The following is a 25,937-nucleotide window of genomic DNA, read 5'->3' as shown; positions in this document are numbered from 1 at the left end:
TTCAGTATTTGGGCGTGCGGAAGGGGGCCCGGTGGATTCGGTGGATGTGAGTCAGTCCAACAGGGCTAGAGCCTGTTCGGCCGCGTCCCGTACCCGGGCGGGATCGTTCGACGCCTTGCCGACGACCCGTATCCCCTGGAGCAGTACGAGCAGCATGCGGGCCAGTGCGCGCGGATCGCGACCTTCGGGTAGCTCGCCCTGAGCCTGGGCCCGTACGAGCGCGGAGTGCAGCAGGGTCTCGACATGCTCCCAGCTGATCTCGACCCGGCGGGCCGCCGCGGGGTCGTGCGGCGCCAGCTCGGCCGCGGTATTGGTGACGAAACAGCCGTTCAGTCGACCCTCGGGGGAGGCGGCCTCCGCGGCGAAGCGGCGCACCACCGCCCGCACCGCAGGCAGTGCGGGGCCCGGCTGGGACAACTCGGCAAGCAGGGCCGGATCGCGCGTCTCGGTGTACCGGTCCATGGCCTTCAGATACAGCTCGTGCTTGCTGCCGAAGGTCGCGTAGATGCTGGCGCGGCCGATGCCGAGGTGCTCGACCAGATCCGTCAACGACGTCGCTTCGTAGCCGCGCCGCCAGAACAGCTCAAGGGCCGACTGCAGCACGGCGTCCGGATCGAATTCCTTGGTCCTGGCCATGTTGAAGACCGTAGCCGTATCAAGAACGATCGGTCAAATAACTCTGCATCGCGGCGGGACCCGGCACACCGCCGCACGAGAGACGGGGAATCGTTCGGCTGGCGTCCATCACAGGCCGGTAGGCGGTGTTGTTGCGCTTCAGCTCCAGCACGTCCAGGAGCGGCGAGAGCATCCGCCGCCAGTGTTTGGAGTACGACGAGCGCAGCACCGTGCGCACCCGGGCCCGGTAGCGGGCCTCGTCCGCCGACGTTGACGAAGTCGATGAACCCCTCCTGACCGCCCACCAGCGCGTGCGCGATCCGGCGTTGTCAGTGGCCGCAAGTATGTTCAGCAGTGTCCCGCCGACGTGGCGCGGACCCCCCTTCGTGCATAGGAGATGGTGCGTTGTCAGTTCGGGAGAGGTCGAGCACGGCACGGGTCATACCGCCCGCCCGGCCGCGCAAGCTCGCCAAGGTTCCGTTCGTCGAGCTGGCCGACGGACGCTTGCAGGGCGTGGTGTCCAGCGGCTCGGACATCGCACGGGTCTATGTCTCGTCGGTCGCGGCCGGCACGTTCGCGTTCGCGTGCAGCACCAACAACAACCGCCCCTGCGGCGGTGCGCGCGGCTCGTTCTGCAAGCACATCGGATCCCTGATCAACGAGGCGGTGCTCCAGTACGGCGCCGAGCGCGTCGCCCGCTACCTGAAGGTCGACACGGCGGAAGGGGAGACGAGTGCCCAGACCATCACCGCCGACATGACCGCGACACGGCCGCCCCAGGGGGACACGACGGCCGCCGCGCCGGTCTTCAGCCGGTTCCTGCGCCACCTGGCGTACCTGGAACTCGCCCCGACCACCGCGCCGCTGCCGGAGATGCAGTGGTTCCCGCCGACCAGGGCGGTGGCGTGATGCGTGCCGACCTGCTCGCCGAGAGCATCCCCGGGCTCGACGAAGCCCTGGCGGCCGTCGACGCCTTCGACCGGGTCCTCGTCACCGGGCTCCTCCGCCCCCAGCCCGCACAGACCGCCGGCCTGGCCGAGCTGGCCCAGGCCGTCGCGGGGTCGCCGCTCGCCGCCCGGACCGCTGAGGCGGCCGAGAAGGCAGCGGCCGGAGCCGCCGGAGAGGACCACTTCATCGCCCTCGCCGCAGCCCGCACCGCGCTCCTCGGCTCGGTCCATGACGCGCTGGCGGCCCGTATCGATGAGGCGACCGGCCGTTCCCGCGCCGAGGAGACCGTCCCCCCGACAGACGGGGAGCACGGGGCGAACCTGCTCGCCGCCGCCCGCTCCTGGCTGTCCGACCTGGCGCGCAGCGGATGGCAGGGTATCGATCACGAGATCGTCTCCGGGGCGGCCCAGGTCGTCTCCGCCATGCTCCCGGACCCGGCCCTGCGCCGCCCGGCGGCGCTCCTCGACGGTTTCGCCGCCGAACTTGCCGCGTCCTGCCCGGGCGCCACCCTGGAACACATCCCGGAACGCCGCTGGGCCGACCTGTGGTCCCGCGCAATGCTGCTGACGCTGCCCGGTGCGGCCGACGCACCCGCGACCGGTACAGCCACGGGGCGCCTCCTGCCGCTCGGCGTCGACCTCCAGGAACATCCGACCGCCGCACAGGCCCAGGTCCACGCGGTGTTCGAGCCCGCCGACGGCACCGCACCCCGCCTGGTGTGCGCCGGTGTCGCCGTACCGAAACCGGACACCGTGGTCGGCGCCGGTGTCTGGCAGCTGCTCCGCCCGCACCTGTCCCTCCTGGAGGCCGCGGGCGAGGGCCTCTCGATGGAGATCACCGACATGCCGGTCACCACCGAGGGCGATCTGATCTGGAGCGATGAGCACGCCCGCCCTGGCGAGCCTGCCGACGCCTTCGCCACCGCCCGCGTCGCCCTGCCCACCGCCACCGACGCGGTGACCGCGCCGCTGGACCGGCACCCGGTGCGCATCGCCGTGCCCGTGTTCCTGGAGGGCTACACCGCGCGGAAGGACGACGGCACACTGACGTTCACCGTCGCCGGGCACCCCCTCGCCGTCGACACCGACCGGATCCCGGCCGCCGGGCCGCTCACCCCCGAGGCCGTCGCGGCGTCCGGGGCGTGCATCGGACTGCTGCGCTGGGACGCCGGATCGTTCAACGTTCAGCCGCTGGCCGTCGAGACCACCGTGCGGAAGAAGTCCGTCGCGGTTCACGCCGGGGGATGGGCCGGGGGCACCACCGACAAGGCGGGCGCCAAGGCCGAGAAGGCCGCCACCGATGCCACGTCGGTGCTGCGGGAGCGCGCCGGAAGGCTGTTGAGGAAATGACCGGACGGACCCCCGAGACGGAACAACCCGAGAACATCGCCGGGCCGGGCACCGACGAGACCACCGGGGCGGAGACGGACCAGACCATCGCGGCCGGGACTGTCGCGGCCGAGGCCACTGCGGCCGGCACCGGCGCGGTCCGAACGGCGCGCCCCGACGAGGCCCCGGGGGCGGACCTCGACGGGCCCCCTGGGGCGGACCCGTACGACAACCGGCGCCAGGTCCTGTACTGGCGGCTCCTCGCCCGCCTCTTCGACCATGAGGAGCAGCCGGCGCTGGAATCGGCGAGCCTCGCCGTCGTCGAGGACATCGGGCTGCCGTCCGCGCTGCTGGATCCGCAGGCTTCCGTCGACTCGGTGGTGCAGCGCCACCCCGGGCTGGCCGACGAGTTCGACGGCCTGATGGCGCCCGCCCCGGTACCGGACGGCGAGGGCGACGGTACGGGCGAGGACGACGGCATACGCGACCGGGCCGCCGAGGTACGGCGTGCGGCACTGGTGTCGAAGGTGCTGCTCAACGTCTTCGCCACCGGCTCCGGCACGGTCACCGCCGGACAGTTGGCACGCTGGCAGTCCGACGCGGGCTGGCTGGAGCGCGCGCTGGGCTGCAAGCCCGGCGAACTGCGCGGCGGGCGCGGCGGCGGCCGTACCGGCGGAGGCGTGGCAGGACCCGGCGTCAGCCCCACCGGTACCGGCGCTCGGGGTACCACCCCCGACCTCAGCCGGCTGATCCCGGCCATCGGCCCGGAGCTGGGCGCCCTCGAAGCGGACCTGGTCAAGCGGATGCACCTGCGCGAGGTCCTCGCCGACCCCGCGCTCGCCGCACAGCTCACCCCCAGCATGTCGCTGATCGAACAGCTGCTGCGGGACAAGAACAACCTCTCCGGCGTCGCCCTGGCCAATGCCAAGGCCCTGATCCGACGTTTCGTCGACGAGGTCGCCGAAGTGCTGCGCACCCAGGTGGCGAAGGCGACGGTCGGTGCCCTGGACCGCTCGATCCCGCCCAAACGCGTATTCCGCAACCTCGACCTCGACCGCACGATCTGGAAGAACCTCACCAACTGGAGCCCGGAGGAGGAGCGCCTCTACGTCGACCGCCTCTACTACCGGCACACCGTGCGCAAGACCACGCCCCAGCGGCTGATCGTCGTCGTGGACCAGTCGGGCTCGATGGTCGACTCCATGGTGAACTGCACCATCCTGGCGTCGATCTTCGCCGGACTGCCCAAGGTGGACGTCCACCTGATCGCATACGACACACAGGCCCTCGACCTCACCCCCTGGGTGCACGACCCCTTCGAGACGCTGCTGCGCACCAACCTCGGCGGTGGCACCGACGGAACGGTCGCCATGGCACTGGCCCAGCCGAAGATCGCCGAGCCCCGCAACACCGTCGTGGTGTGGATCTCGGACTTCTACGAATGGCGGGGCGAGCCGCTGTTCGAGAGCATGACCGCCATTCACCGTTCCGGGGCCAAGTTCATCCCGGTCGGTTCGGTGACCAGCTCCGGCCGCGCCAGCGTCAACCCCTGGTTCCGGGAGCGTTTCAAGGATCTCGGCACCCCGGTGATCTCCGGTCACATCCGCAAGCTCGTCCACGAACTCAAGACGTTCCTCACTTGAGGGCTGTCCCGTGATCACCGGCGCGCGTCCGCCGACAGTTGTGGCACCTCGCCGCATTGTCGGAACATCCTCATACATCCTCATACGTCCGCATGTATCCGGTACGCGCGCGCTGCTCCGCCTTGCAGCGCACCACATCCGACGCAGCGCGTTGATCCACCACGGATGACGGGACAGCCCTCAGAACCGCCCGTCGCCGACCGCATCGGAACCGAAGTCGCCGACCACACCGGAACCGTCGGCTCCACTCGCTCGCCCGGCTTCTGCCGGACCGGCCGACCCGGCCGCATCCGCCACATACCGAGAATTCACTGAGAAAGGCCCAGACATGTCCGACCTGTTGCGCGCCCCCGCCGAGATCAAGTACGCCGAGGAACTGGACTGGCTGGAGTCCATCGACGACAACCCCAAGCCGTTCTCCTGGCGCCTGTCCCCGAAGATGGTCCGCCTCTTCATCCTGGGCTCCGAGCGCTCCGACGGCCTGGACCGGGAGATCTCCCAGAAGTGGTTCGGCGACCGCAGTTTCGTCGAGCGCTCCATCGTCACCCTGGCCTCCGACCGCGGCCTGCTGCTCATCGGCGACCCCGGCACGGGCAAGAGCTGGCTGGCCGAGCTGCTGTCCGCGGCGATCTGCCGCAACTCCACCCTGGTCGTGCAGGGCACGGCCGGCACCACCGAGGACCACATCAAGTACTCCTGGAACGTGTCCATGGTCATCGCCAAGGGCCAGTCCCGCGAGTCGATGATCCCCTCGCCGATCATGACCGCGATGGAGGGCGGCGCGATCGGGCGCTTCGAGGAGCTCACCCGTTCCACCAGCGACGTCCAGGACGCGCTGATCTCGATCCTGTCCGAGAAGTACATCTCGGTCCCCGAACTGGACAGCGACGGCATCGTCTTCGCCAAGCCCGGATTCTCGATCATCGCCACCGCCAACAGCCGCGACCGGGGCGTCAACGACCTTTCCTCCGCGCTCAAGCGCCGCTTCAACTTCGTGCGCATCCCCGTGGTGACGAACAAGAAGAGCGAGGCGGAGATCGTCCGCTTCCGCACCGAGGAACTGCTGCGCCGCCACCAGATTGAGCTGGATGTGCCGCCGACCCTCCTCGACGTGCTGCTGCAGAGCTTCGCCGATCTGCGTGCCTCGTCGGCCGCGGCCGGCAGCGACGACGAGAAGCTGGAGTCCGCGCTGTCCACCGCCGAACAGATCGGCGTGCTGGAAGACGCGATCCTGCACGGCAACTTCTTCGGTGAGCGCGCCCTGACCGCCCGCACCCTGGCCTCCTCGCTTGTCGGATCGCTGGCCCGGCGCGAGCCCGAGGACCTGGCCATCCTCAACAAGTACCTGCACGGCGTCGTCGAGCCCCGCAGCAAGGAGGAAGGCGGATCCTGGCCGGAGTTCCTGGAGGGCGGCCGCGACGCGATCGCCACCCTGTCATGAGCGCCACCCACGAGGGGACTTTCGCGGAGCTGCGCGCGCAGCTCCAGGAAGCCGCCGCGACGTTCGCCGACGGCCCCGACGCACTGGAGGGCATCCTCCTCGGCATCGTCGACGACGTCGACCGCGCGGTGCGCGAGCCGCTGGAGATCTTCCCCGTCTGCCACCACTCGCCCGCCTCGGCGACCGCGATGGCCCGCCGCCTGCGCGAGAAGCAGCCCAAGGTCGTCTACCTGGAGCTGTGCGAGGACATGGCCCCGCTCCTGACCGAGCTGCGCAACTGCCGCCTCCCGGTGGCGGTCCAGGCGTTCGCGACCGAGGTCGACGGCTTCCCCGCCGACTGGTCACCGTTGTCGGTCGTCGCACCGGTCACGGAGGCGTCGGCCGAGTACCAGGCGATCGCCTACGCCCTGGACACACCGGGCGTCGAACTGGTCCTCGTGGACCGCTCCTCGGACCACGTCTTCCAGTGGGACCCGCGCGGCGCGGAAACCCCGGAACCCGCCGACCCGGACGCACCACCGGTCTCGACCGAGGACGAGGCCCAGCTCCACGGTGACGCGGTCGGCGTGGAACTGGGCGACCTGCGACCGCGCTTCGCCGAACTGGAGGAACACCTGCTGCGCCACGGCAAGGTGCGGCACTGGTCGGAGTGGTGGCACCAGTACGTCGAGCTTCCGCTCGGCGACGGCGACCACGACACCTACCGCCAGGTCATGCTGCTGATCGGCAGCCTGTTCCGGCGGCTCGCCCCCGGCGACTCCGGCCGGGTACGCGTCGACGAGGACCGCGAACGCCACATGTGGACCAGGATGCGCGAGCACCTGGCCGCGACCGGCACCGACCCCGCCGACTGCCTCTACGTCTGCGGAGCCTTCCACGCGGTCAGCCGCGTCGCCGAGTTCGGCGTGCACGGCACCGACACCTTCGAGATCGGTCCGCGCACCGCCACCACATGGCAGTACGGCCTGATCCCGTCCAGCAACGCGGCGATCGAGGCGCAGTTCGGCCTCGCCGCGGGCTCGGTGTCGATCGCCGCGACGGTCTGGGCGAAGAACCTCAAGCGCACCCGCGTCAAGCCGTACCGCCTGGCAGGGCAGAACGGTACGAAGAGGACGAAGTCCAAGAAGACCGTGGCCGCGGCGGCCCCCGCACCGATCACACCCGCACCGCCGGTCCCGGCCTCCGACAAGCTGACCGGCTTCCTCCGGCAACCGCCGGTCCTGGACCGTCTGGACGAGGCCGAACTGCTCGGCTGGTCGGTGGAGATCGTGCGCGCCGCCCGCCGCAACGGCTACCTCGCCTCCACCGCCGACGCCATCGCGGTGTTCGAGACGTCGATCCTGCTGGCCGGGATGCGCGACCGGGCCAGGCCCACGCCGTACGACTTCCAGGACGCGGCCGTCACCTGCATCGAGAAGGACACCGTGCCGGGCCGGCGCGATGTGCGCCGCCTCGTCGAGATCATGATGGGCGGCGACCGCGTCGGACAGGTCGGCTACGACGCGCTGCCGCCCCTGGCGCGCGACGTGCACGACCGGCTCGCGCCGCTCAACCTGAAGCTCCAGCAGCGCGGCGTGCAACGGGCCCTGCTCGACATAGCCGCCCAGCCCGAACTGGAGCGGTGTTCCGATGTGCTGTGGATGCTGCGCCGCCTGATGCCGCACGGCGCCGCCCGGCCGATCATGGGCGAGCGGCGGCTCGGCGAACGCCCGATCCAGGAATCGTGGGACCTGGCGCTCGGCACCCACCAGCGGGCCCTCATCGAGCTCGGCTACGAGGGGGTGAGCCTGGAACAGGTCCTGGAACAGCGCCTGCGCCGCACGGCATACGGTCCGCAGGCCACCGCGGCGACTGTCCTGGGGACCGTCGAGGACGCGACGCTGTACCTGCGCAGCCGCCGCCTCGCCGACGAGTTGGGCACCCATGCCCTGGAGGTGCTCTCGGCCGAACGCGGCGTCGACGACGCGCCCGAGGTGTTGCGCCGGGTACGCCGACTGCTGGCGTACTACCGCACCAGTGAGCCGGTGCTGCCGCCGTGGATCGAGTCCTTCGTCAAGGCCGGCTACGCGCACTACTGCACCCTGTTGCCGACGGCGTTCACCGACGACGACGCCACCGTCCGCCAGGTGGCCGCGACGCTGGGTTTCCTGTTCAGCATGGAGAGCCTGGCGCTTTCCCTGGGCTGCGACCGGGCCCAGCTGGAACTGGCGGTCGCTCAGTCGCACCCGGAGGACCCGTCGAAGACGGCGCTGCTGTGGGCGGCCCGGACGCACCTCGGGCTCCTGACCCGTGCGGAGCTGCGGAAGCGGTGCGACGAACTGCTCGCCAACCCCCTGGTGGTGCCGGCCTATCCGCGCTACCTCAGCGGCTTCGTGCACGCCCTGGAGCCCGTTCCGGGCCTCACCGACTTCGTCGTGGAAGCGGTGTCGAACGCGTTCGGGCGGCTGCCGGACCCGGTGCTGCTGCCGTGGCTGCCGACCCTGATCAGCACCTTGCGGGCGAGCGGAACGGAGCTGGCCCCGCTGCTGATTCGCGAGGCCGGACGGATGTTCCCCGGCCGGCTCGCGGCCCTGGACACGTGGGTCCCGCCGTGGCGGGCCCGCCCGGAGCCGGAGGCCGTACGTCCGGTAGGGGGCGCTGCCGCCGCCCGGGGCGTCGCGCTGCTCGCCGCCCACCCCGCGACCTGCGACGCGGTGGCGGGCCTGCTGGGCTGCGACGGGAGCTGGGAGACGGCGGAAACCGGCCCGTCGGGCGTGGCGCTCGTCGGCCGCCATCCGGACACGGCGGTGGCGCTGGAGGTGCTGCTGACAGGTTCGTGACCTCCGGCAGGCCGACGGGCCCGATGGCCCCGTGGCCACCGGCCGGCCCATGAGTCCCGACCGACCCATGAGTCCCGGCGGGCTCGTGGTTCCGGCGGGGGAGGGGGGCGGAGTTGATGCCCGGAGAATCGAGGCTCACCCAGGTCTCCGGTTCTCCGGGCTCACTCCAGACCTCTGTGCCTGGCTACTCCAGCACGTCGAAGTCCCCGGCGGTCCGGTCCGCGGTGGGGAGCGGGCGGTGGCCCTCGTCCCAGTGGTTGGACCAGGAGCACAGACCGCAGGCGTACCGCCCGTCTAGCCCGTACACCTGTGCGTCACAACCTCGGCAGCGGGTGGTGGTGATCTCGGGGGTTATCGCGGCGGCCGGAGCGGCTGAGGACCAGCCGCACTGGTTGGTACAGGTCCACGAACCGTCGGGCCCCTGGTTCGCCGCAGCGCCGCAGTTTCCGCACGTCATACATGGCCTCCGGGATGTCTGGTCTCCGGGACGGCCCCGTCGACCGGGGACGACCCGGAGGACAGCGCCGACTCCAGTGTGCCAGCGGGCCGCCCCGGCGGAAGAGCCCCGGACGGGGGAGTCCCCGGCGGGGCGGTCCGACGACCGGCTTTCTCGGCCTGACGGCCCGCTGCCGAACACCGCCGCCGGCGCCCTCGGCGCGGCATTCCCCGTGTACGTACGCCGTCGGACGCCTCCCTCCGCCGGGCGCAGGGCTTCGAGCTGGCTCGCCAGCTCCTGGCGGGCGGTCGATGCCCTGGCGTAGCCGATCCGTACCGGTCGCTCCGTGCGGGGCGCCGGGACCACCGCGAGCGTGGGGCCCTGCTTCCAGGCGCGTCCAGGGAGCCGTTCGGCGGGGGCGGGAACGTCGAGGTGCTCGCGGAACGGGGGGACGAGGACGAAGCGAGGGGTTGTGGTACTTCTGGGCGGTCTTGCCGCCACGGGTGCGGCAGGCGCTGCCCGCCGGCGCGTCGCAGTTCGGGCGGTCGTGACGTTCTACCGCCAATGCTGCCTGATCGGGCGTCACATCCATGGCGCAGTCTCTCAGAAGTGCCCCGCAGCACAACACGCCGGTTTCGAGAGGACTTTGGCAAACGGGTGACCTGCGGAAACACGATCGCCTCCGGGCCTCTCGCGGAACTCTCACAGATGTTCATTTGTGAGAACAGTGTCCGGGCCTCTTGATACTGACGCCTCATTCAGATGCGGCAACGGTGTTGGCCAGATGGTGGAGGGTCTGGGTGGCGGCGTGTTCGCCGGAGCGGAGGGCGCCGTAGGTGCTGGAAGGGCCGAAGTAGTCGCCAGCAAGCTGGATGCGGGGATCGGCGGTGCGGCGGCGGGTGTTGAACGCACGGAGTGCGGCGTAGCCGCCGGGTGGGCGGACGACCAGGGCGGGGTCGCGGCGGTTGACATAGGTGGTGAGGACGGCGCTCCGGATGCCGGGCAGGATCGCCGAGGTGATGTGGAGGATCCGTTCGGCGATCGCGTCATTGTCCTTGTCCCACCACTGGTCGGTGAAGTCCTTGCGTGGATAGACGGTGATGAGTGCTTGGCCGACGTCGACGCGACCGGGGATCTTGTTGTGGTGAAGCTCGATTCCGGCGATCTCGGGTTGTGCAGCGCGGGAGATGAAGACGTTGGGGGATGTCTCCTCCGGTGGGTGGGAGAGCCCGAAGGAGATGCCAAGGCCGCGTGAGTAGGGGATTGAGCTTAGGTATGCGGCGTCGTCGGCGCTGAGTTGGGGCAGGATGTCTGGGACCTGCGGTGCGGGAAGGGCGACGATCGTGGCGTCGGCGTGTTCGTCGGGCTGGGGGCGGCCGTGGTGGGTCCAGGAGACGGTGGTGCCATGGCCCGCTGTGCGTACAGCGGTGACGGTGGCGTTGCAGGTGGTGGGCAGGCGGTCGGCGAGGGTCTGGGTGAGCAGGCCGACTCCGTGAGGGGTGTTGAAGTGGGGGACGAGGAATTTGGCACCGTAGAAGAGCATGTCGGCGGCGGTGAGATGGGCGGGGTCGCCCAGGACGATGCCGCCGCCGAAGAGCGGTTCGCATAGCTGGTCGTGGATCTCGCGGGTGAGGTGGCGTTGGGCGTACTGAGTAGCGCTGAGGCGGTCCAGGTGTGTGTTCTGGTCCATGGTGTCCCAATCCAGGCGCTTACGGTGCCGGACGAGGTCGGGCAGCACACGGGCCAGGGTGATCTTGGAGCGCGGTCCGATCAGAGGCGAGCGCAGGAAGTCGAGTGTGGAGTCGGTGCGCAGGTGGTGGACACGGCCGTGGCGGAGGAACCCGCACACCGAGCTGGATGGGCCGTACTGGCTGCTGATGCCGAGTTCCTCGATCAGTTGGAGCATGCCGGTGTAGTTGATGGCGAGGATGCTGGCGCCCAGTTCGATGCGGAAGCCGTCCTGGGTGATGGTGCGCATCCGGCCCCCGGCTTGCCCTTCGCGCTCGAAGACGCGGACGGTGACGCCTTGCTGTTGGAGACGCCAGGCCGCGGTGAGTCCGGCGATGCCGCCGCCGATCACGTGAACCGTCCGGGGCGTTGTCTGAAGCATGCGGGGTCCTCACGTCGTTAGGGCTGGTGGGCCAGGGCGTGCTGCCAGTAGGGCTCGAGTGCGGCGGCGCTGCCGGCGACCCAGCCGCCGATGGCGTGCACGAGGCGCCGCTGGGGCTCGGTCAGGGCGGGGTCGGCGAGCAGGCGGGCGTGGCCGGTGTCGAAGTGGTGTTTGTGGGATGCGTGGAGGACGACGGTGGCCCGGTAGGCGTCGGGCAGCGGCAGGCAGTACTCGTGGGCGAGGACGGTCACGGCGTTGACGGGATCGCCCAGGTGCTGTTCGGCGGTGAAGCCGATCAGATCGTTGGCGAGCGCGCCGATGAGGAAGGCGAGTTCGGCCAGGCCGGTCACGGGCGGCGGCAGTGGCTCTGAGAGCGGGGGCATGCCGGGGGCCAGGCGGTGCAGATACAGGGGATGGCCCCCTGAGGTGTGGACGCGGTCGTGCAGGTAGGTTCCCAGGGCGGGTGGCACCCGGCTCGCGCGCCAGGGGGCTTCGCGCGCACAGCCGGCCAGGTAGTGGCGCAGTGCGACGGCGAGCTGGGGCAGGAGCGGTTCTCCTCCGGCATCCACGATGTCCCGGCGCACGGCGGCCAGTGCGGCGGTGAGCCCGCCCGCAGGCGCCGCCGGGTGCGCCACCCCCGCCTCCAGCAGGCCGGGCAGGTCCCAGACCAGGGCGCGGTTCAGCCGCTTGGCGTCTTCGCCGACGGTGTCGTCGAAGACGAAGACCCAGGCCAGGTAACGGGCGGCCAGGCGGACCACCGGGGTGGGAGCCTGGGGCATGCACCAGCCGGCCAGGTGCCCGATCCTGCGCCGGGCCAGCTGGTGCTCCTGGTCCGGTCCGTACACCCCGGTGCGCTGTGCCCAGGTGCGGACATCGGCCTCCACCTCATCGGCCGCCGGATGCGGGGTACTTGGCGGGAGGATGCGGGTGAGGTGGCGGTAGGCGTAGGCGGTCAGCTCACGCGGTAGTGCGTTCTCCTGGCTCATGCGCCGAACCTCCGCTCACGCTGGGCGTAAGAGGCCAGGGCTCGCTGGAAGGACCGCTCGGTGAAGTCGGGCCACAGTTCATCGGTGAAGTAGAGCTCGGCCGGGACGCTCTGCCACAACAGGAACCCGGACAGGCGGAACTCCCCGGACGTACGGATGATCAGATCACAGTCGCTCTGGTGGCGCAGCTCCAGCTCCTGCGACACAGCGCGGGAATCCAGCACGGCTGCGGGGTCCTTGGCCAGCAGCGAGCGGGCCGCGTCCACGATTTCGTGGCGCCCGTCGTAGGCCACGGCCAGGCTGACCGCACCGGGACCGTCGCCTGCCGAGACGCGTTCCGCACCACGCAGAGCTTCGGCGCAGCCAGGATCGGGCAGTTGCTCCAGGTCACCGATCACGTGCAGGCGCCAGCCCGGCTGGCCGGCCACCGCGTCGGCGAGTTCGGTGATCGCCGTGAGCATGCCCGCGACCTCCGGCCGCCGCACCACGTTGTCCAGGGACAGTGCCCACACTGTGACCCGGTCGATGCCCGCCGCCGCGCACCAGCGCAGCGCCGCCGTTGTCACCCGGGCTCCCCGGCGGTGTCCCTCCAGAACCGACAGGCCCTGCTGGCGTGCCCAGCGGCGGTTGCCGTCGGGGACGAAGCCCACATGGCGGGGCAGCGCCCCGCCTGGGGCTTGCTCACTCACGGCCCACTCGCCGCTGCTGCCGCGAGCGTCCCGGTGCGGACCGCTGCGATGCTGCGGGAGCGCAGGTGCCCCAGGGAGAGCAGGGTGAAGGTCTCTGCCATGCGCCGACAGGCCGCCGCCCGCCGGCAACTGCTGCCTGACCAGATGCCCGGCCAGCCGGTGCAGCACCTCCGGCACCGTGCCCACTGAGGCCAGCGCCACCCCGGCCGTCGCGGTGCACCAGGTGTCGGCGTCCGACACGAACGGCAGCCCCCCGTCCGCCCGCTGATGTTCCAACACCTTGCCCAGCCCGGCAGCCACCAACTGCTGCGTGCCCGGCACCCGTCCCGCACCGCCCCACCCGCATCCACCCGCGAGATCACACGCCGCTCCAGCCCTCGCAGCAGCTTCGCAGCATCGTCAGGGAAGGGCAGAACCGTCCACGGCTCTGCCCCAGTCGACACCAGCACACGCATCCCGCCCCCCACGGCACGACCAACGCTTCCGATTTAGCCGCATCGGGCGGGAAGCCCACCAGGACGGAATCGATAAACCACCCCGACGGTGGAAAGATTCAGCGCCAATAGGACACGTGATCCATTTGCGGCGAGTGCGGTGCCCGCGGTCAGACCGAACGGCTCACCGCGCGTGCCACTGGACCTTGAGATGCGAAGCATCTGGCCGCAGGCGTGGCTGTGTCAGCGGCACCTCTCGGGGTAGCGATACGGGTGACGACCGCGTCGGCGTCCTCACCGGGGACTGGCGGCTGCTTGAGCAGCACGCCCCCTTCGACGTCCTCTGCTGCGACGGTGGAGGCAAGCGTGACGAACCCGAGGGGGTCGTCGAACTGCTTGCCCCCGGTGGCCTTCTCATCCTGGACGACTTCACCCCATCGCCCGACTGGCCGCCTCGTTTCGGTGGTGAAGTGGATGAACTCCGCTTGTTCTACCTCACTCACAGATTTCTGGACGCCACTGAAGTACTCACAACACCCACGGTTCAGCGATTGTCGCCGCACGTCGTCTCCGAGGCCACCGTTCCCGGGAAGGCGTCCCGGGAACGGTCCGCCAGTGAGCGGCGGCAGACCTTGCCGGTGGGGCCGAGCGGCATGACGGGGACGTGGAGGAACCGTTCGGGCAGTTTGCGTCTCTCCAGGCCCCTGCGCAGCAGGAAGGCGTTGAGGTCGGCGAGGCCGGGGACGGGGACGCCCGGTACGGGGCGCACGCAGACGCAGAGCCGTTCGCCCAGGTCCGGGTCGGGGACCGGGACGCAGACCGCCTCGGCGACGTCCGGGTGGTGGGCGAGCTCGCTCTCGACCTCGGCGGGGCTGATGTTGAGGCCGCCGCGGATCACCACGTCCTTGATGCGGCCCAGGACGTACAGACGGCCGTCGGGACCGATCCGACCGAGGTCACCCGTGCGCACCCACCCGTCCGCGGTGCGGTAGCGGGCGTCGAGCGCGGGGGCGGCCAGGTAGCAGAGCGGGGTCATGGGGCCCTTGGCCTGGATCTCGCCCGTGGTGCCCGGCGGGACGGGTGCGCCGTCGGCGCCGGTGACACGGATGGCGGCGACCTCCGGGTCCGGCCTCCCCACGCACCCGTCGTCGGCGCCGGGGGACCAGGCCGTATGGCAGTTGACGCCGTCCGAGGAGCCGTACACGGTCAGCACCGGTCGGCCGAGACGCTCCGCGCACGCCCGCGCGGTGCCGTGCGGCAGCGCGGCACCGCTGGAGACGAGGGCCCGCAGCTCCGGGAGGTCCCCGGCCTCCGCCGGGCAGTTCTCGGCGAGGCGGCGCAGCATCGTCGGCACCCCGAAGACATGGGTGGGGCGGTGGACGGTGAGCGCCCGCAGCGCCTCGGGGACCGAGAACGACGGCGGGACGACGAGCGTGCCGCCCAGCGCGACGAGGGTGACGACACCGCACGACCCGAAGGAGGAACCGAGCGGTACGAGCACCAGGTGGCGGCGCACGTCCGCGTCCGGGTCGAGCGCCCGCAGATAGGCGGCCCGGCCACCGGCCATCGCCTGATGGGAGTACGCGACCATCTTCGGCGCGGCCTCGGTGCCGGAGGAGACGAGGACGCGGGCGGGGGCGTGCGGGTCCACCGGGACGGACCGCCAGGGGCGCCGGGCCCGCGCCCCCAGCCGGCGGGTACCGGCGAGACCGGGTCCGGTGCCGAACACCACGTCGACGTGGGGCAGTCGCGCGCACACGGCGACATCGGCGGGGTCGGCGAGCACGGCGGCCCGCGCGTGGGAGCCCCCGAGCAGGGCCAGGGTGTCCCGGCTGCCCCCGCCCGGCGGGTACGGGAGGGCGACCGCCCCGATCGCGTACACCGCGAGTTCGGCGGCCACCGCGTCCCTGCCGCCGGGCAGCCGCAAGGCCACGACGTCCCCCGCCCCGAGCCCCGCCTCCGTGAACAGGGCCGCGATACGGCGGACTTCGGCGTCGAGCCCGGCGTAGTCGAGTCCGCCGCCGGCCGGGTCGCCGCTCTCCACGAGCGCCTGCCGCCGGGGGTGGCGGCGTACCCGCTCCCGGAACAGGGCGTAGAGATCGCGGTCAGGGCACAGCCCCGCCTCGGCCCAGGCCCGGCGTTCGGCGCGCGGAACGAGGTCGGGAACGGCCACCCCCGCCCGGGAGGTCCACACACCGTCGCGATGGGTTCCGGGGACGGCTTCGACCGGTACGGCACCGACGGGCGCCGGGTGCGCGGGGGCGGCATGCGCGGGGGCCGTGGCTTCCCGCACCGCGCCCGTCATGGGAACATCGCCTGTCCTGGGGGTCTTGCCCGTCGCGAGAGTGTCGCTCGTCATGAGGATGTCGCCTGTCACGAGAACGTCCAAGGGCTGCGCACCGTCGCGTACCCGCCGGGCGGCGCCGGGGCGACGGCGTCCCGGAAGGCGGGGTCGGCGGGGAGGGTGCTCAGATCGGTGCGGACCTCGGTGGCGTCGAACCCGGCCGAGCGCAGCCGTTCCCGCCACTCCCCGGTGGTGCGTCGGCCGAAGCGCGGGGCGACGGACTTCGGAGCGGCGTGGGACGACTCGGTGAGCCGGGCGAGCACGGCTTCGTCGGTGCGGGCCCGTTCGCCCAGGTACAGGTAGCCGTCCGCCGTCCGCAGCGGCAGTTCGAGCGGCGACCACCCCGTGCGGCGTACGGGCGCACGCGGCACCAGGGCGGCGGCGGACAGCAACGAGGTCTCGGCGTGGACGCCGTTCCCGGTCCGGGCCCGCCGCAGCAGTCCGGCCACGACCGCCTGGGCGCAGACGAGACCGCCGAGGACATCGGTCAGCGTCATGAGCGACGGCGCGGGCGGCTCCCCGGCCGGGCGCAGGGCAGCGGCCAGCCCGCTGCGGGCTTGGGCGAGGTAGTCGGTGCCGATCGGGGTGCGCTCCGGCGGACAGGCGTCCCCGAATCCGGAGGCGCCCGCGTACACCAGATCCGGTCGCACCCGCCACAGCCCCTCGGAGTCGAGACCGAGCCGTGCGTCACGTCCGGGCGCCCAGTTGTGCACGAACGCGTCAGCATCCGCGACGAGTTCGCGTACCGTCGCACGACCTGCGGCGGTACGCAGATCTGCCTCCACGACGGGCTTGCCCGCGTTGAGCGCCGCATAGCGGGCGGAGCAGCCGTCGGCCAGCGGCGGTAGACCGCGCATCGGATCGCCGCCCGGGGGCTCCACGCGGACCACCTCGGCGCCCAGCAGTCGCAGGACGTGCCCGGCGAGCGGCCCCTGGACCCGGCGGGTGGACTCGATGACGCGTACGCCGCTGAGCGGGAGCGCGTCCGGGGACGCGGGGCCGCCGCCCGGCAGGGGGACGCGGGGTCCGCCCGGCGACGGTACGAGACGTACCGGTTCCGGCAGGCCGGGCGGCAGTGGGTCGTCCGACAGCACGACCAGGCTGACGCCGCTCGCCGTGGCCGCCGCGCGCAGGGCGTCGAGCGGAGTGGTACGGGTGGCGTCCCGCAGCTCCCCGGGCAGTGCGCACACGGCGGTCGCGAACCGCCGTTGGAACGGCGCCCAACCGCGCCCCGCCACCCGCGCGGCGACGCCGATCCGGCACCAGAAGAGCCGCCACGCCTCGGGGTCGAGCGTCTCCAACTCGAAGGCCGCGCCCTCCGCCGACACGAGTGTCGCGCTGCCGACGGCCGAATCGGTCGCCGCGCCGCCGAAAGCCGCATCGGGCGCCGCACCACCCGACGGAACGGGCGGCCGTGGCGCGGCGGTCTCGTCCGGTGGGGCGGTGGCCTCGGCGAGGTACTGGCTGAGCGCGAGCAGCGCCCCCTGCGCGGCGGAGGTCCGCACCTCGCGCAGGTCCAGTCCCCGGTGGCGGGCGAGCAGCACGGCGGACACGCCCTGGGCTGTGAGCACCCCGGCCACGGTGGCCGCGTACTCGACGGCGAGCGGGAGCGGCCTGCCGTCCGCCCTGCCGTGGACGTGCATGATCCCGCAGGCCGCCTGGACGGCCGCCTCCCCGTCGAGGTTCTCGGCCACGGGTCCGGACCAGTCGGTCGCACGGCGCACGGCGCACGGCCCGGTGTCCTCGGCGACGCCGCGCAGCAGCCGTGCCGCCACCTCGTCGGCGACCGGTGAGGCGCCGACCTGCGAGGCGGTGGGCGGGGGAGTGGCGGCGGAGACGGGGGAGGGGAGGGAGAGGGCGGTGCTCATCGGGAGGCGCCCCCGGGTTTCCGGCCCTGGGTGGAGTACAGGACGCTGGACGCCGCGCGGAAGCCCGGATCGGCCATCAGCCGCTGCACCCGGTCGAGTTGATGGTCCGTCAGGCCCTGGGCGAGGAGCCGGTCGCGCAGATGATGCGTGTGGTGGAGCTGGAGCTGAAGACTGGGCGATCCGGCGTGCCGCACCTCGACGTGCGGGTGGACGTCGATCTCGACGAGTCCGGTGTCCCGCAGCGCCCCGGGGACGTGCCGCCCCCAGTGGGGGTCGCCGCCGGCGGCGCGCAGGGCCGCGGACTTGGCCGCGAGGAAGTCGGCGTAGAGCTGTGCGGACTCCAGGTCGGGGGCCAGCAGCGGGGGTTCGTAGGAGGTGTCGAACTCGTCGATCTGGAGCACTCCGCCGGGCCGCAGCGCACGGACCAGCCGGGCGAGCACCGCGCGACGCTCCGGCACGTGCTGGAGGACCAGACGGGCCACCACCAGGTCGTAGTGGTTCTCGGGGAGCGGGTCGCGCACGATGTCGTGGGCGCGCACCTCCAGGTGCGGTGCGGGGGCGATGTGGCGCGGGTCGAGGTCGGTGGCGGTCACGGCGCCACTGGGGCCGACGAGCCCGGCGAGCCAGCGGGCCACGCTGCCGCCGCCCGCGCCGACCTCCAGACACGCCCAGCCGGGCCCGACACCGGTGGCGGCGAGCCGGGGCAGGGTGACGGGGTCGTAGGCGGCGGCGAGGCAGCGGTGCTGCTCCGTGCTGTGCGGGGTGGCGTTGTCGAAGGCGTACCCGGGGGCGGCGGGCCGGCCATGTCCCGGGGTCGGCCGGGTGTGCTCCGGCGCGGGCGGGGCGTGGTCCGGGGTGGTGGGCTGGGCAGTCTTCAAGGCAGTGGTCCGGGTGTGCTCAGGGGTGGGGCGGGCGGCCGTCGGTTGCGGCACGGTGAGGTCCTCCGATGGGGCTTGACCAGGGGCGCGGTGGGTGGGGTGTGTGGGGCGGGGGTCCGTGGCCCGGTGGTTCCACGGCCCGGTGGCGTGCGCGGGGGCTGGAGCGGGACGTGCGGGATGTGCCGGGGCGCGCGTGGCCCGAGGGCCTGGCGGTCGACCGGCGGCCCCGGCGATGGCCCGGTGGCCCGACGCGGGGTGGTGCAGGATGACTTGGGGCCGAAGCGGGGTGGCGGACGATCAGGTCCAGCGGCCGGTGCCGCAGGTGCCCGAGTCGCCGGTGAGCTGCCGCAGCAGGGCGGCGCGCCGCACCTTCCCGGTCCCGGTGCGCGGCACCTCGTCCCAGGTGAGCGTGACGGGCTCGGCGAGGGGCGGGATTCCCACCACGGCGGTCTGCCAGCGCAGCGGATCGAGGTGCCCGTTCCCGGTGACGACGACGGGCAGCGGATCCTTGCCGTCCGGGCGGCCGAGCACGATGCACTCCAGCGCCTCCGGAAGTCGCTCCTCCAGCCGGTCCTCGGCCTCCAGGCAGCTGAACCGGCCGGGGCTGTCGACCTCGCGGTCGAGCAGGCGGACGCTGCCGTCGCGGCGCAGCAGTCCGATGTCGCCGGTGTTCCACCAGCCCTGGTGCTGCTTGTCGGCCCAGCGGTCCTCCTCGCCGACGTAACCGAGGGCGAGGGCGGCGGTCCGGGCCTGGAGGAGCCCGGTCCGGCCGCGTGGCAGCGGCAACTGGGTGCGCGGGTCGACGACGCGCAGCCGGGTCTTGACGGGGATGGGACGGCCGAGGTCGCGGGCGGTGGTGGCGCGGTCGCCGTCCCCCGGGGAACGGCGGGTGTGGAAGCGGAAGGTGAGCGGGCCCGTCTCCGTCTGGCCCCAGCCCTGCATCCACACCGGGCTCCGACGACGGCTGGCCCGCAGATAGGCGCGGATCGTGGGCGGATGCACGGCGTCGTACGTGCTGATGAAGAGGCGGACCCGCCGGAAGGCGTTGTCGAGGCGGCTGGTGAGCTCCTGGAGACGGACGTACGTGCTCGGCAGGGCCTCGGCGATGGTGGGCGGATGCGCGCGCAGCAGCGGGTCGGCGGCGTCCGGGTCCGCGCCGGACAGCAGGACCATGGACTCGGGGGCGCGCGAGAAGGCGACGGCCGTCCAGCAGAAGGTGCGGCCGTGCGCGTAGGAACCGGCATGGAGCAGGGTGTCGTCGCGGCGTACGCCGATGCCGGGATAGGGAATGGCCTCGAAACGGGCGAGTTTGCGGATGATCGTGCGCGTGGAGTGCACGACGAGCTTCGGTACTCCGGTGGTGCCGGAGGTGTGGTTGATGACGAGCGGTTCGTCGTCGTGGCGGCGGCGGTGTACCCCGGGCCCCGGTGTGACCTCGGTCAGCGGTAGGGCGTCCGCTACGGGGCCGGCCGTCGGTACGGCGCCCGGCGCGGCGTCGTCCGGGCCGGTCCCGTCCACCGTGAGGGTGATGCGTGCGAGGCCGGTGAGAGCGTGCCCGGCGGCCCGGCAGCGTTCCAGCAGGGCGGGGGAGGTGACGAGCACGGCCGGTTCGAGCCGGGCCAGGAGCGTGGCCAGGACCGGCGGTTCGAGCTGACCGGAGAGCTGGGCGGGCACGGCCCCGACACGCACCGCGGCGCAGGCGAGGAGGTCGTAGTCCCAGTGGTTCTCCTTGACGACGGCCACGCGGTCGCCCGGGCGCGCCCCCGCCGCGGCGAGCCGCGCGGCGGTGGTGGCGACCAGGTCCGCGAGGGCCGGGACGGTCCAGCGGGTGCCGCCCTCGGGCGCGAGGTCCAAGGAGCGGTCGAGGTGGACGACGGTGGTGTGGCCGCGCTCCGCGGCCTCGTCGAAGAGCACACCCATGTCGTACGGCTTCACCGGACAGCCTCCAACTGTCGTGCAGAACAAGGACGTTGAGCGCCGAGACGGCTGAGGACGCGGGAGGCGGCGAGGCTCCCGGAACGTACCGCCCCTTCGGAGGCGGGCCGCAGCATCACCCAGTCGCCGGCGTACTCGACGGGGCGCGCGGGGCGGCGCATGAAGCGTTCGCGAAGGTGCAGGGCGCGCGGGGTGGCCTCGGGCAGCGCGTGCGGGAAGGTGTGCACGAAGCTGTGGCGGGTGGCGCGGCCGAGACCGGGCACATAGCGTTCGGCGGCGGCGATCAGCCGGGCCTTCGTCTCCTCCTCGGGGCACTCGGTCAGGCCCGCTACGGTTCCCGGCGTGGCCATGAGGGTCAGCAGCCCCCTGCCGTGCGGGGCGCGGCCGGGGTGTTTGACGTGGTCGGCGATGACGGCGGACAGGACGTCCTCCTCGACGGCCGGGGTGAGCAGGAGGTACAGGGGGCGGCCGTCGGCGGTGGGGGCGAGGGGCCGGTCCAGCAGGCAGCTGACCTTGAGCGCGGAGCTGAAGGTGCAGGCACCGAGGAACTCGGCCTCGTCGAGAGGCGGTTCGGGCCGCAGCGCGGCGGCGACCGGGGCCGGTACGGCGAGAACGGCGGCCCGGGCGGTCACCTCGCCGTCGTCCAGACGCAGCCGGGCTCCGTTCTCGGTCTGGACGACCTCGCGCACGGCGCGGCCGGTCTCGACCTCGACGGTGTCGGCGAGCCGCCGGGTGAGCAGGTCCATGCCGTCCAGATAGGTGCGCCAGCCGGAGGGCGGGCCGACCTCGGCGAGCAGGCTCAGCATCGGGGCGGCGGCGGAGCGGGCGGTGTCCCAGCCGAAGCAGCAGCCGACGAGCGGCTGGAGCAGGTAGTCGTGCAGGTCGCGGTGGTAACGGCGGGCCATGGCGCGGACGGTGGCGGCGCCGACGGGGGTGTCGTCCGGCCGGTCCCCGTCGTAGCTGCGGTGGTCACGGGCGATCCGGCCGAGCAGCCGGACGAGGTCGAGGCGCGCGGCCGGTCCCAGTCCCGCCCCGCCGCCCAGGAGGGCGGCGGGACCGCCGACCCCGGGCCGGGGCCGGCCCTCGCGCCACACGGCGACCTCGCCGCCGATGCGGGGCACCTCGTCGCGGCGGACACCGAGACGGCCGAGGAGTTCCCAGGTGGCGCGGTAGCCCCGGGACGGGACCTGCTCGGCGCCCTGGTCGACGGTCCAGCCCTCGTGGCGGAAGCTGCGCATCCGGCCGCCGACCTCGGGGTGGCTCTCGTAGACGCGCACGCTCAGCCCGGCACGGCTCAGCTCGTGGGCGGCGGTGAGCCCGGCGGGACCCGCGCCGACGACCGCCACGTCCAGGTCGGGGGAGGCGTGCCGGCTCATGCGGCCCCCGCCCCGACGAGGAGGTTCGCTCCGACGAGGAGGACGACGCTCAGCCGGTGGACGCGGAAGCCGGTGCGCCGCGCGGCCATGATGTTCCCGGCGCAGAAGCCGGTGAGGTACTGCCGCAGCCGCAGGCAGCCGGCCGGGAGCATGACGAGCGCGAACCACCAGGGGGCGATGCCGGTCACCGACGCGGCGACGCTGAGCAGGTACTCGGCGGCGGACAGGGCGCCGATGAAGAGCGCGTTGCCGCGTGGAGAGACGAGCACCGCGACGGTGGGGCGGCCGACGGCGCGGTCGCCCTCGACGTCGTTGGTGTTGGAGTACACCCCGAACATGAGCGGTCCGAAGCCGAACAGGACGCCCTGCACGAACAGGAAGCCGCTGAACTCCCCGGTGAGCAGCCCGTACTGGGCGATGACGAGCACGAGGCCCAGGGCGGCGAGGAACGCCTCCTGGAAGCCGTGGTAGCTGATCTTCAGCCCGTAGGAGTACTGGAGCGAGACGATGTAGAGCAGTCCGAGCAGGATCACCGCCCACAGCGGGCGGTGCGGGGCGAGGGCGACGGTGAGCGCCCAGACGACCGCCCCGGCCAGTGCGCAGACCCAGGCGAAGCGGAGCGCTTCGCGCTCGGTGAGGGTTCCGGCGACGAGGGGTTTGCGCAGCTTGTTGCGGAGTGGGTTGTCGGGGCCGTAGTTGGCGATGTCGCTCCCGTCGCGGAAGCCGGTCACGTCGTCCAGCGCGACCATCGCCATGATGACGAGTACCTGCCCGAGCAGGAAGAGGACGAGTGTGGTGACGGACCGCCGGTCGATTCCGGAGGAGAACGGCAGCAGGACGGCGGCGAGGACCACCGGGGTGCTCAGGTAGTAGTCGAAGACGTCGAGCTTGCCCAGCCTGCGATAACTGCGCAGCTTGCTCTCCGGCCGGGACGCGGCGGGCACTGCCCCGGCGCCGGCCGTGACGCTCTGTGTCATGGCTTCTTCTCGGTCCTTCGTGTCGTCGTCCGTCGCCCCGCGAGGCGACGGACGCTCAGGGTCGGGCGGTCAGGGTTGGGCGGTCAGGGTCGGGCGGACACGGTCGGGCGGTCAGGGTCGGTTGTGTTTCGGGTGTGCGGGGTACGGGCCGGGCGGCTGGAGTACGCCTCGGCTCGTCCGGACCGAGCCGGCACGGGACCGGATGAGCCCCGCGCCGGACCGCTCGTGGCACCGGCCGTACATGGCGGGCCCGGGCCCGGTGGTCTCGACGCCCGGGGCCGGAACCTGGGATCGGGGCCCGGTGGTCTCGGCGCCGGAGACCGGGGCCCGACCCGGCTCAGCGCCCGGCCGCGAAGGCGCACACACGGTCGGCGACGCGCTCCACCTCGGCGTCGGTCAGCAGGTGATGCACCGGCAGTGACAGCGCGCGGGCAGCCGCGGCCCGGGCCCGGGGCCACTCCTGGCTGGCCGGCGCGTACCGGGCGAAGGCGGACTGCTCGGGCAGCGGCAACGGGTAGTAGACATGGCTGGCGACCCCGGCGCGGCCGAGGTGGGCACGGAGCGCGTCCCGTTCCTCGACGAGCAGGGTGTAGACGTAGTAGCAGCGGCCGTCGCGGCCCGCCGGGGGCGGAACGATTCCCTGTTCGGCGAGCGGGGCGAAGCGTTCGGTGTAGTAGTCGGCGATCCGTGCGCGCCGTTCGAGCCGTTCCGGGAAACCGTCGAAACGGTGCAGTTGAAAGGCTGCCTGCACCTCGTCGAAGCGGCTGTTGCGGCCGACGAGATGGTGCACGAAGCGCTGCCGCCCGTCCTGCCCGTGGTTGCGCAGCATCCGCACCCGCTCGGCCAGTCGTGGATTGCGGGTCACCACGGCTCCGCCCTCGCCCGGCATCCCGCAGGACTTCACCTGTACGAACGAGAAGACCCCGGCATCGCCCCACAGCCCCGCCGGGGTGGAGCCGAGGACGGCTCCCTGGGCGACGGCCGAATCCTCCACGAGCCGCAGTCCGTGGCGCCGGGCGAGGTCGGTGAAGCGCGGCATGTCGGCCATGACGGAGAACATGTGGGCGGGCATCAGCGCGGCGGTCCTGGGACCGATGCGGCGCTCCACGTCATCCGGGTCGACGACCATGGTGTGCGGGTCGATGTCCGCGAAGACCGGGGTGCCCCCGATGTCGACCACGGCGGCGGCCAGCGGCGCGCACCCGAAGGCGGGAACCACCACCTCGTCGCCGGGGCCCACTTCCATCGCGGTGAGGACGAGTTCGAGCGCCGAGGTGCCACTGCCGCAGAGCACCACGTCGGACGCACCGAGGGAATCGCGCAGCACCCGCTCGAACTCCTCGGTGCGCGAACCGAGGATGAAGCGCTGGGAGGGGTCCAGGGCCACCTCGCGGAAGAGGCCGATCAGTTCCTTCCGGTCGGCTTCGAAGAGATGCCGGGGGAAGAAGGGGACGGGGGCGGTGCGGGACGTGGCGTCGGCGGCCGGTGTCGGGGAAGCCGTGTCGGGGTCGGGTGTTGCGGGGGGAGTGCCAGGTTTCGGGGGAGGCGCGTCGGCGTAGGGTGTTGCGGGAGCCGCGTCCGGTGTCACGGGGGCCGCGTCCGCATCGTGCGTGCCGTGGGGAGCGTCTCCGGCCCCCGCCTGTTCCGCCCCCGCCTCGCCACCCGCCGCGCGTCCGGTGGGCGGGGCTTTTGCGGCACGCGGCGCCCGGGGGTTTCGCGGGATGGAGAAGTCGGCGATCGCCTCGCACACCCGGTCGACCTCCTCGATGCCGAGGTCCGGGTACAGCGGCAGCGCCACGGCCCGCCCGGCTGCGGCCTCGGCGTGCGGGAACCGCCGGTCCCGGCAGCCGAGACCGGCGAAGGCCGGCTGCCGGTGCAAGGGCACCGGGTAGTAGACCTCGGTCCCGATCCCGCGGCTGTCGAGGTGGGCGACGAGGGCGTCGCGCCGCTCGGCCTCGATCAGATAGACGTAGAAGACATCACGGTCGCCCCGCTCGGGGCGGGCGGTGGACCGCGGCAGTCGTAGCACGCCAGGCATTCCGTGCAACCGCTCGGTGTAGCGGGCCGCCAGGGCGGCACGGCGGGCGATGTCCTCCTCCAGCGTGGTCGACTTCGCCAGCAGCACGGCGGCCTGGAGGTCGTCCATCTTGCTGTTCACCCCGGGCCGACTGCTCTCCGTGGCGATCGCCGGGAAGTTGTCGAGAGTGCGCCCGGCCCGTCCGTGGTGGCGTAACGCGTCCACCGCGCAAGCCAGTTCGGGATCGTCGGTGAGGACGGCCCCGGCATCGCCGAGGGCGCCGAGGGTCTTGCTGGGGAAGAACGAGAGCACCCCGCCCGCCCCGAAGAGCCCGGCGTGCCGGCCGCCCCGCCGCATCCCGATGGCCTCGGCGCTGTCCTCCACGACCGTCAGCCGGTGGGCGCGCGCCACCTCCCCGATCGCCGCCATGTCCGCCATCCCGTGGAAGAGGTGCACGGGCATCACGAAGCGGCAGGCGGGGGTGACCGCCTCGGCCAGAGCCACCGGGTCCATGGCGTAGGTGGCGGGGTCGATGTCCACGAAGCGGGGGACACCGCCCGCGAGGACCACGGCGGACGCGGTCGCGAAGAACGAGTACGCCGGCACCAGCACCTCGTCACCGGGGCGCAGCCCGCAGGCGCGCAGCAGCAGCACCAGCGCGTCCGTACCGCTGTTCACCGCGACGGCGTACCGGGCTCCGGTGAGGGCGGAAAGCGCCTCTTCCCATTCCGCGACCTGAGCGCCGTGGGAGAACTTCCCACTGTCGAACACGCGCTCAAGGTTCCGTTCGACCAGCGGCCACAGCCGTTGGAATCCCTTCTCCTGGGAGAAGAAGGGGATGGGCGACGAGCATCCTCCAGGATCCGGCTCCTCGCTTCGATTCCCTATGCCCGTAAGGCTGTTGATGTCCAAACCGGCCCCCACCTGATGCCCTTCCCGATCTGCGGTGCATGTGGGATCAGCGTGTCCGAAGGGAAACCCGGCCGACAGCGGAAGCCTTCCGCTTTCACACTTTGCGGTGCTCATTTCCAACTCTGCTTGACGACGGCGTGGAGGTGTCGAAAGGGTCCGCGTAGAAGCACCTCGCGAACAC

General features: G+C 72.4%; 18 protein-coding genes and 1 pseudogene. 6 read left to right on the top strand and 13 right to left on the bottom strand.

Features of this window, described 5'->3' with window-relative positions; genetic code table 11:
- Positions 1 to 51: 51 nt before the first annotated feature.
- Together ACIHCL_RS17665 and ACIHCL_RS17660 are read right to left on the bottom strand one after the other, a co-directional pair.
- A complete protein-coding gene (locus ACIHCL_RS17665) occupies positions 52 to 636 on the bottom strand; it encodes a TetR/AcrR family transcriptional regulator (RefSeq protein ID WP_399862632.1) in 585 nt (194 codons plus the stop codon).
- 19 nt (positions 637 to 655) lie between these two features.
- A complete protein-coding gene (locus ACIHCL_RS17660) occupies positions 656 to 853 on the bottom strand; it encodes a hypothetical protein (RefSeq protein WP_399862629.1) in 198 nt (65 codons plus the stop codon).
- Between the two features lie 167 nt (positions 854 to 1,020).
- On the opposite strand from ACIHCL_RS17660, the gene ACIHCL_RS17655 reads away from it, so the two are divergent.
- From ACIHCL_RS17655 to ACIHCL_RS17635, 5 genes are all read left to right on the top strand, one after another.
- The gene (locus ACIHCL_RS17655) at positions 1,021 to 1,524 is read left to right on the top strand and encodes a hypothetical protein (RefSeq protein WP_399862628.1); all 504 of its coding nucleotides are present in this window, start codon (positions 1,021 to 1,023) and stop codon (positions 1,522 to 1,524) included.
- The gene (locus tag ACIHCL_RS17650) at positions 1,494 to 2,912 is read left to right on the top strand and encodes a hypothetical protein (RefSeq protein WP_399862626.1); all 1,419 of its coding nucleotides are present in this window, start codon (positions 1,494 to 1,496) and stop codon (positions 2,910 to 2,912) included. Before ACIHCL_RS17655 ends, ACIHCL_RS17650 begins: the two co-directional genes overlap by 31 nt.
- The gene (locus ACIHCL_RS17645; protein WP_399862624.1) at positions 2,909 to 4,534 is read left to right on the top strand and encodes a VWA domain-containing protein; all 1,626 of its coding nucleotides are present in this window, start codon (positions 2,909 to 2,911) and stop codon (positions 4,532 to 4,534) included. Before ACIHCL_RS17650 ends, ACIHCL_RS17645 begins: the two co-directional genes overlap by 4 nt.
- Positions 4,535 to 4,862: 328 nt before the next feature.
- Positions 4,863 to 5,975 carry an AAA family ATPase gene (locus ACIHCL_RS17640; protein ID WP_399862621.1) on the top strand — a complete coding sequence of 371 codons (1,113 nt, stop codon included), beginning with the start codon at positions 4,863 to 4,865 and terminating at the stop codon, positions 5,973 to 5,975.
- A complete protein-coding gene (locus ACIHCL_RS17635) occupies positions 5,972 to 8,794 on the top strand; it encodes a hypothetical protein (RefSeq protein WP_399862619.1) in 2,823 nt (940 codons plus the stop codon). Before ACIHCL_RS17640 ends, ACIHCL_RS17635 begins: the two co-directional genes overlap by 4 nt.
- A gap of 184 nt (positions 8,795 to 8,978) precedes the next feature.
- Here the strand turns inward: ACIHCL_RS17635 and ACIHCL_RS17630 are convergent, their stop codons facing one another.
- The 4 genes from ACIHCL_RS17630 to uppS form a co-directional block, all read right to left on the bottom strand.
- Positions 8,979 to 9,251 (bottom strand): hypothetical protein, encoded by a 273-nt coding sequence (locus ACIHCL_RS17630; protein ID WP_399862618.1) that lies wholly within the window; start codon positions 9,249 to 9,251, stop codon positions 8,979 to 8,981.
- Positions 9,252 to 9,984: 733 nt separating this feature from the next.
- A complete protein-coding gene (locus ACIHCL_RS17625; RefSeq protein ID WP_399862616.1) occupies positions 9,985 to 11,340 on the bottom strand; it encodes a protoporphyrinogen/coproporphyrinogen oxidase in 1,356 nt (451 codons plus the stop codon).
- Between the two features lie 17 nt (positions 11,341 to 11,357).
- Complete coding sequence (locus ACIHCL_RS17620; RefSeq protein WP_399862614.1) at positions 11,358 to 12,326, bottom strand: hypothetical protein; 969 nt, start codon at positions 12,324 to 12,326, stop codon at positions 11,358 to 11,360.
- Positions 12,323 to 13,336, bottom strand: a complete 1,014-nt coding sequence (gene uppS / locus ACIHCL_RS17615; protein WP_399862612.1) for a polyprenyl diphosphate synthase — start codon at positions 13,334 to 13,336, stop codon at positions 12,323 to 12,325. The genes ACIHCL_RS17620 and uppS overlap by 4 nt, the downstream gene beginning before the upstream one ends.
- Positions 13,337 to 13,724: 388 nt before the next feature.
- Here uppS and ACIHCL_RS17610 point away from each other — a divergent pair.
- A pseudogene (locus ACIHCL_RS17610) lies at positions 13,725 to 14,068 on the top strand (hypothetical protein); the annotation flags it as partial.
- On the opposite strand, the gene ACIHCL_RS17605 reads toward ACIHCL_RS17610, so the two are convergent.
- From ACIHCL_RS17605 to ACIHCL_RS17575, 7 genes are all read right to left on the bottom strand, one after another.
- The gene (locus ACIHCL_RS17605; RefSeq protein WP_399862610.1) at positions 13,994 to 15,808 is read right to left on the bottom strand and encodes a class I adenylate-forming enzyme family protein; all 1,815 of its coding nucleotides are present in this window, start codon (positions 15,806 to 15,808) and stop codon (positions 13,994 to 13,996) included. The pseudogene ACIHCL_RS17610 and the gene ACIHCL_RS17605 overlap by 75 nt on opposite strands.
- 14 nt (positions 15,809 to 15,822) lie before the next feature.
- On the bottom strand, positions 15,823 to 17,661 hold the full coding sequence (locus ACIHCL_RS17600) for a CoA transferase (protein WP_399862608.1): 1,839 nt from the start codon (positions 17,659 to 17,661) through the stop codon (positions 15,823 to 15,825).
- Positions 17,658 to 18,593 carry a class I SAM-dependent methyltransferase gene (locus tag ACIHCL_RS17595; RefSeq protein ID WP_399862606.1) on the bottom strand — a complete coding sequence of 312 codons (936 nt, stop codon included), beginning with the start codon at positions 18,591 to 18,593 and terminating at the stop codon, positions 17,658 to 17,660. Before ACIHCL_RS17595 ends, ACIHCL_RS17600 begins: the two co-directional genes overlap by 4 nt.
- A 243-nt stretch (positions 18,594 to 18,836) precedes the next feature.
- The gene (locus ACIHCL_RS17590; protein ID WP_399862604.1) at positions 18,837 to 20,474 is read right to left on the bottom strand and encodes an AMP-binding protein; all 1,638 of its coding nucleotides are present in this window, start codon (positions 20,472 to 20,474) and stop codon (positions 18,837 to 18,839) included.
- Complete coding sequence (locus tag ACIHCL_RS17585; protein WP_399862602.1) at positions 20,471 to 21,850, bottom strand: flavin monoamine oxidase family protein; 1,380 nt, start codon at positions 21,848 to 21,850, stop codon at positions 20,471 to 20,473. Before ACIHCL_RS17585 ends, ACIHCL_RS17590 begins: the two co-directional genes overlap by 4 nt.
- On the bottom strand, positions 21,847 to 22,827 hold the full coding sequence (locus ACIHCL_RS17580) for a UbiA family prenyltransferase (RefSeq protein ID WP_399862600.1): 981 nt from the start codon (positions 22,825 to 22,827) through the stop codon (positions 21,847 to 21,849). The genes ACIHCL_RS17585 and ACIHCL_RS17580 overlap by 4 nt, the downstream gene beginning before the upstream one ends.
- A 337-nt stretch (positions 22,828 to 23,164) precedes the next feature.
- Positions 23,165 to 25,615: a DegT/DnrJ/EryC1/StrS family aminotransferase gene (locus ACIHCL_RS17575; protein WP_399862598.1), complete on the bottom strand. Its 2,451-nt coding sequence runs from the start codon at positions 25,613 to 25,615 to the stop codon at positions 23,165 to 23,167.
- Between the last annotated feature and the right edge of the window lie 322 nt (positions 25,616 to 25,937).

Source organism: Streptomyces sp. NPDC052042 (assembly GCF_044548345.1).
GTDB lineage: Bacteria > Actinomycetota > Actinomycetes > Streptomycetales > Streptomycetaceae > Streptomyces.
Note: the sequence above shows the minus strand (reverse complement) of the source record. Positions and strands in the feature narration are given on the sequence as shown.

What these genes read in the sequence shown, in the direction of transcription:
- ACIHCL_RS17645 (WP_399862624.1), top strand. Translation starts at nt 2,909, where the DNA reads ATGACCGGACGGACCCCCGAGACGGAACAACCCGAGAACATCGCCGGG.
- ACIHCL_RS17635 (WP_399862619.1), top strand. Translation starts at nt 5,972, where the DNA reads ATGAGCGCCACCCACGAGGGGACTTTCGCGGAGCTGCGCGCGCAGCTC.
- ACIHCL_RS17640 (WP_399862621.1), top strand. Translation starts at nt 4,863, where the DNA reads ATGTCCGACCTGTTGCGCGCCCCCGCCGAGATCAAGTACGCCGAGGAA.
- ACIHCL_RS17630 (WP_399862618.1), bottom strand. Translation starts at nt 9,251, where the DNA reads ATGACGTGCGGAAACTGCGGCGCTGCGGCGAACCAGGGGCCCGACGGT.
- ACIHCL_RS17625 (WP_399862616.1), bottom strand. Translation starts at nt 11,340, where the DNA reads ATGCTTCAGACAACGCCCCGGACGGTTCACGTGATCGGCGGCGGCATC.
- ACIHCL_RS17580 (WP_399862600.1), bottom strand. Translation starts at nt 22,827, where the DNA reads ATGACACAGAGCGTCACGGCCGGCGCCGGGGCAGTGCCCGCCGCGTCC.
- ACIHCL_RS17585 (WP_399862602.1), bottom strand. Translation starts at nt 21,850, where the DNA reads ATGAGCCGGCACGCCTCCCCCGACCTGGACGTGGCGGTCGTCGGCGCG.
- ACIHCL_RS17600 (WP_399862608.1), bottom strand. Translation starts at nt 17,661, where the DNA reads ATGAGCACCGCCCTCTCCCTCCCCTCCCCCGTCTCCGCCGCCACTCCC.
- ACIHCL_RS17620 (WP_399862614.1), bottom strand. Translation starts at nt 12,326, where the DNA reads ATGAGCCAGGAGAACGCACTACCGCGTGAGCTGACCGCCTACGCCTAC.
- ACIHCL_RS17605 (WP_399862610.1), bottom strand. Translation starts at nt 15,808, where the DNA reads ATGACGAGCGACACTCTCGCGACGGGCAAGACCCCCAGGACAGGCGAT.
- ACIHCL_RS17665 (WP_399862632.1), bottom strand. Translation starts at nt 636, where the DNA reads ATGGCCAGGACCAAGGAATTCGATCCGGACGCCGTGCTGCAGTCGGCC.